This window comes from Pseudescherichia sp. (genome assembly GCF_031998825.1).
Classification (GTDB): Bacteria; Pseudomonadota; Gammaproteobacteria; order Enterobacterales; family Enterobacteriaceae; genus Pseudescherichia.
In genome coordinates, this window is record NZ_DAMACX010000002.1 from 111,373 (window position 1) to 117,372 (window position 6,000).

Below are 6,000 nucleotides of genomic sequence, written 5' to 3' on the forward strand. Positions count from 1 at the left end.
AAAAATGACGATATCAGCACGCAATTAGTCACCCGGAAAAGCGACCTCTCCCCGCATAAACGTATGGCTTAACCGGTCCTGTTGTAAGGAAGAAGATATGGCTTTAGAAGCCTTTGTTAGTAAGCGAAGCAAACACAATGTGGGTAAGCCACTCTACCCGCACAAACATAAAGATGGCATGTTTGTAGCCTCACACTCTCGCTTTGAGGCCGACTATATTCGAGTGGAGACATCAGAGCAACTTCAGGCTTTGGTTGATGCAGGATATGGAGCGCGTATGTCCAATCCAGCTTTAAATATTGCTCCTTCATTTGTTGTTAGTAAAAATATCAGAATTACAGATAGCTATACGCTATTAGACGAGTTGAAAAAAAGCTTTTCAGCTCTTGAGCTTGATCTCGATTCTACACGTAAACGCAGGGCGGAGCAGACATTCCTTCGGTTGTATTTACTTAAAAAACAAATGGTTGGGAAGTGTGTTATATGTGGCTCAACGTTGCCAGAAAAGCTGCTCGTAGCAGCTCATATAAAGAAAAGAGCTGAATGTTCTACTGAGGAAAAGCTAGATTTCGATGCTATTGCCGGCTTAATGTGTAAGTTGGGTTGTGATGATTTATTTGAGCAAGGATACATCTACGTAAGCGAAGGGAAAATTTTTAAAAATCCAAATGCAATAAGTACATTATATTTAGAAAAAGTATTGTCAAGGTTAGAAGGTCTCAGCGTAGCCAATTGGGAGCAAAGTAAAATGTATTACGCCTGGCATAGAAAAAAATGGACTGAGAAAACATAATCTCTGGTAATACATCATTAACAAATAGAAAAAAGGTGCGTTGAGTTCAAACCCGATCTGGCTGTTGCGGGGATTGCTCCCCATCAGTGCCGTACCGCATAGCACTATGATTGCCACCAGGGCATATTTCGTCGGCATGTTATTGCCTCCATGCAAAGAAGGGGCTAACATCCAAATTGTTGGGTTTGGTCGTTAGCCTCAGGGATATAGAAATATCTCCTGGGGCTTTCAACTTTCTGGACTCCCGACATGCCTGAAGCCGCAAAAAGCCTCAAGCACCCAGCAGCATTCTAACGGCGGGTGGCGCAGTGGGGATAACGGCGTAAGGGATTTGCGGCGCGGCTCAGAATAAAGAGAGCGGGAAGGGTAGAGAGCCCCCTCTGCCACAGCAGAAGGGGAAAATGCTTAGGCGGTAACGATGCTGTCGATAGCGGCTTTCGCGTCGGCCTGGGCTTTGGTCGCTACTTCCGGACCGTAGGCAATGCCTTCGGCGAACACGAAGTTGACGTCGGTGATGCCGATGAAGCCGAGGAACAGCTTCAGGTACGGGGCGATCAGGTCGGACGGGGTATCCTTATGGATGCCGCCACGGCTGGAGAGCACAACCGCGCGCTTGCCGGTCACCAGGCCTTCCGGACCATTTTCGGTGTAGCGGAAGGTCACGCCCGCACGGGCCACCAGGTCAAAGTAGTTCTTTAGCTGGGTCGGGATGTTGAAGTTATACATCGGGGCCGCCAGCACAATCACGTCATGGGCTTTCAGCTCGGCAATCAGCTCATCGGAGAGGGACAGTGCTTCCTGCTGGCGCGGAGTCAGCGGCGCATCGCTTGGGCGCAGCGCGCCAACCAGCTCACCGTCCAGGACCGGAATCGGGTTAGCAGCCAGATCGCGTACGGTGATCTCATCCGCGCCGTTCTTTTCACGCCATTGATCGACCAGATAGTCAGCCAGCTGACCAGACTGCGAGTACCCTGCCAGAATACTGGATTTAAGAACTAATACTTTGCTCATGGGTGTTTCCTTTGTTGTATTTGATGAGGTTCGCCCCCAAGTAATTGCTTGCCACTTTATTCACAAATCAGCGCCTTGAATAGCGCAATATATCGAAGCCTACATTCGAATTTTTTGAATAAGTCAAAGCGGAAGTGGATGTGGTACTCTACAATCAACGTAAAAGCGAGATTTTACTGGCAGTGCCCTGCCCGATAACACTATGACAGAACAACAAAAATTATCCTTCGCCGACCTCAACAATCACCTCGACAACTTGATGCTCCGGGATCGGCAGCGCTTTGCCCGCCGCCTGCATGGGGTGAAGAAGGTTAAAAATCCTGAATCACAGCAGGCCATCCTGCAAGAGATGGCGCAGGAGATCGCCAAAGCCGCGACAGTTGTTGAGCGGCGCGCGGCGGCACGTCCGGAGATTAGCTATCCGGACAATCTGCCGGTTAGCCAGAAGAAGCAGGATATCCTGGAGGCGATCCGCGACAACCAGGTGACGATTATCGCTGGTGAGACCGGTTCGGGTAAAACTACCCAGCTGCCAAAGATCTGTATGGAGCTGGGGCGGGGCGTGAAGGGCCTGATCGGCCACACCCAGCCGCGTCGTCTGGCGGCTCGCACCGTGGCGAACCGTATTGCTGAGGAGCTGAAAAGCGAGCCGGGCGGCGCGATTGGCTACAAGGTGCGCTTTAGCGATCACGTCAGCGAGAACACCATGGTCAAGCTGATGACCGACGGTATTCTGCTGGCTGAGATCCAGCAGGATCGCCTGCTGATGCAGTACGACACCATCATTATCGATGAGGCGCACGAGCGCAGCCTGAATATCGATTTTCTGCTGGGCTACTTCAAAGAGCTGCTGCCGAAGCGCCCGGATCTGAAGATCATCATCACCTCGGCGACTATCGATCCGGAACGCTTTTCACGCCACTTTAACAACGCGCCGATTATCGAAGTCTCAGGACGCACCTATCCGGTGGAGGTGCGCTATCGCCCCATCGTCGAGGAGGCGGATGATACCGAGCGCGATCAGCTCCAGGCGATTTTTGACGCCGTTGACGAGCTGGGACGCGAAAGTCCCGGCGATATCCTGATCTTTATGAGCGGCGAGCGCGAAATTCGCGACACCGCCGACGCGTTGAACAAGCTCAACCTGCGCCATACCGAGGTGCTGCCGCTCTATGCGCGTCTGTCGAACAGCGAGCAGAACCGCGTCTTCCAGCCCCACGGCGGGCGACGTATTGTGCTGGCCACCAACGTGGCGGAGACCTCGCTCACCGTGCCGGGCATCAAGTATGTAATCGATCCGGGTACGGCGCGTATCAGCCGCTATAGCTACCGCACCAAGGTGCAGCGCTTGCCGATTGAGCCCGTTTCGCAGGCGTCGGCCAACCAGCGTAAAGGGCGCTGCGGCCGTGTGTCAGAGGGGATCTGTATTCGTCTCTACTCCGAGGATGATTTCCTCTCGCGGCCGGAGTTTACCGATCCGGAGATCCTGCGCACCAACCTCGCGTCGGTCATTTTGCAGATGACCGCCCTCGGGCTGGGCGACATCGCGGCGTTCCCATTTGTCGAAGCGCCGGACCGCCGCAATATTCAGGACGGCGTGCGCCTGCTGGAGGAGCTGGGGGCCATCACCACCGATGAGAGCCAGACCGCCTACAAGCTCACCCCCCAGGGGCGTCAGCTGTCGCAGCTGCCGGTGGATCCGCGTCTGGCCCGTATGGTGCTGGAGGCGCAGAAGTTGGGCTGCGTGCGCGAGGCGATGATCATCACCTCCGCGCTCTCTATTCAGGATCCGCGTGAGCGGCCGATGGACAAGCAGCAGGCGTCCGATGAGAAACATCGCCGCTTCCACGACAAAGAGTCTGACTTCCTCGCCTTTGTGAACCTGTGGAACTACCTTGGCGAACAGCAGAAAGCGCTGTCGTCAAACCAGTTCCGCCGTCTCTGTCGCACCGACTATCTTAACTATCTGCGGGTGCGCGAATGGCAGGATATCTATACCCAGCTGCGCCAGGTGGTGAAAGAGCTGGGTATTGCGGTCAACAGCGAGCCGGCAGAGTACCTTGAAATTCATATCGCGCTGCTTACCGGCCTGCTGTCGCATATCGGCATGAAGGATGCCGACAAGCAGGAGTTTACCGGCGCGCGCAACGCTCGCTTCTCCATCTTCCCCGGCTCCGGCCTGTTTAAAAAGCCGCCGAAGTGGACGATGGTCGCCGAGCTGGTCGAGACCAGCCGCCTGTGGGGGCGTATCGCCGCGCGCATCGATCCGGAGTGGGTTGAGCCGGTGGCCCAGCATCTACTCAAGCGCTCGTACAGCGAGCCGCACTGGGAGCGGGCTCAGGGCGCAGTGATGGCGACGGAGAAGGTCACCGTCTACGGCCTGCCGGTGGTGGCTGCGCGTAAGGTCAACTACAGCCAGATCGATCCGGCCCTCAGCCGCGAGCTGTTTATCCGCCATGCGCTGGTGGAGGGCGACTGGCAGACCAGGCATGCCTTCTTCCGCGACAACCTGAAGCTACGCACTGAGATTGAAGAGCTGGAGCATAAGTCGCGCCGCCGCGATATCCTGGTGGATGACGACACGCTGTTTGAGTTTTACGATCAGCGCATCAGCGTTGATGCTATCTCTGCCCGCCACTTTGACAGCTGGTGGAAAAAGGCCAGCCGCGAGACGCCGGATCTGCTCAACTTTGAAAAGAGCATGCTGATTAAAGAGGGCGCGGAGCAGGTTAGCAAGCTGGACTACCCCAACTTCTGGCACCAGGGCAACCTGAAGCTGCGCCTGAGCTACCAGTTTGAGCCGGGCGCGGACGCCGACGGCGTAACGGTACATATTCCGCTGCCGCTGCTCAACCAGGTAGAGGAGAGCGGCTTCGAGTGGCAGATCCCTGGCCTGCGCCGGGAGCTGATTATCGCCCTGATCAAGTCGCTGCCGAAACCGATCCGGCGTAACTTTGTGCCTGCGCCCAACTACGCCGAGGCGTTTCTGGGCCGCGTCACGCCGCTTGAGCTGCCCCTGCTGGATGCCCTGGAGCGCGAGCTGCGCCGCATGACCGGCGTCACCGTCGATCGCGATGCGTGGCAGTGGGAGCAGGTGCCCGATCACCTGAAGATCAGCTTCCGCGTGGTAGATGATAAAAACCGCAAGCTGCAAGAGGGGCGTGACCTGACGGCGCTGAAGGAGAGCCTGAAAGGCAAAGTGCAGGAGACGCTCTCGGCAGTGGCCGATGACGGCATCGAGCAGAGCGGGCTGCATATCTGGAGCTTCGGCACGCTCGCCCAGAGTTATGAGCAGAAGCGCGGTAACTATAAGGTGAAGGCCTGGCCGGCGCTGGTAGACGAGCGTGATAGCGTGGCAATCAAGCTGTTCGATAACCCGCTGGAGCAGGAGCAGGCCATGTGGCGCGGCCTGCGCCGCCTGCTGCTGCTGAACATCCCGTCACCGATTAAATATCTGCACGAGAAGCTGCCCAATAAAGCCAAGCTGGGGCTCTACTTTAACCCCTACGGTAAAGTGTTGGAGCTGATCGACGATTGTATCGCCTGCGGCGTGGATAAGCTGATCCACGAGGCGGGCGGACCGGTATGGACGGAAGAGGGCTTCGCGGCGCTGCATGAGAAGGTCCGCGCCGAGCTGAACGACACGGTGGTAGAGATCGCCAAGCAGGTAGAGCAGATCCTGACTGCGGTGTTCAATATCAACAAGCGCCTGAAAGGGCGCGTGGATATGACCATGGCGCTGGGGCTGTCGGATGTGAAAGCGCAGATGTCAGGTCTGGTCTATCGCGGGTTTGTCACCGGTAACGGCTTTGCCCGCCTGGGCGATACCCTGCGCTACCTGCAGGCCATCGAGAAGCGGCTGGAGAAGCTGGCGGTGGATCCGCACCGCGATCGCGCTCAGATGCTGAAGGTAGAGCAGGTCCAGCAGGCGTGGCAGCAGTGGTTGAACAAGCTGCCACCCAATCGCCGTAACAATGACGACGTGCAGGCGATCCGCTGGATGATCGAGGAGCTGCGGGTCAGCTTCTTTGCTCAGCAGTTGGGAACGCCATATCCGATATCGGACAAGCGTATCCTACAGGCGATGGAGCAGATCTCAGCCTAACCCCACGCCCGGTGGCGCTGCGCTTACCGGGCCTACGGAGCCTGCATAGGGTGTAGGCCCGGCAAGGCCTGCCGCCGCCGGGCGTTGACCC

At 56.7% G+C, this 6,000-nt stretch carries 3 protein-coding genes; 2 read left to right on the top strand and 1 reads right to left on the bottom strand.

Annotated elements, in window-relative coordinates:
* Window positions 1–97: 97 nt before the first annotated feature.
* Window positions 98–793, top strand: a complete 696-nt coding sequence (locus tag RTP97_RS01645) for an HNH endonuclease signature motif containing protein (RefSeq protein WP_312410275.1) — start codon at window positions 98–100, stop codon at window positions 791–793.
* A 405-nt stretch (window positions 794–1,198) separates the two neighbouring features.
* Here RTP97_RS01645 and azoR read toward each other — a convergent pair whose 3' ends face one another.
* Window positions 1,199–1,804 (bottom strand): FMN-dependent NADH-azoreductase, encoded by a 606-nt coding sequence (azoR, locus tag RTP97_RS01650; RefSeq protein WP_312410276.1) that lies wholly within the window; start codon window positions 1,802–1,804, stop codon window positions 1,199–1,201.
* 202 nt (window positions 1,805–2,006) lie between these two features.
* Between azoR and hrpA the strand changes: the two genes are divergently transcribed.
* Window positions 2,007–5,909, top strand: a complete 3,903-nt coding sequence (gene hrpA, locus RTP97_RS01655) for an ATP-dependent RNA helicase HrpA (protein ID WP_312410279.1) — start codon at window positions 2,007–2,009, stop codon at window positions 5,907–5,909.
* Window positions 5,910–6,000 lie beyond the last annotated feature (91 nt).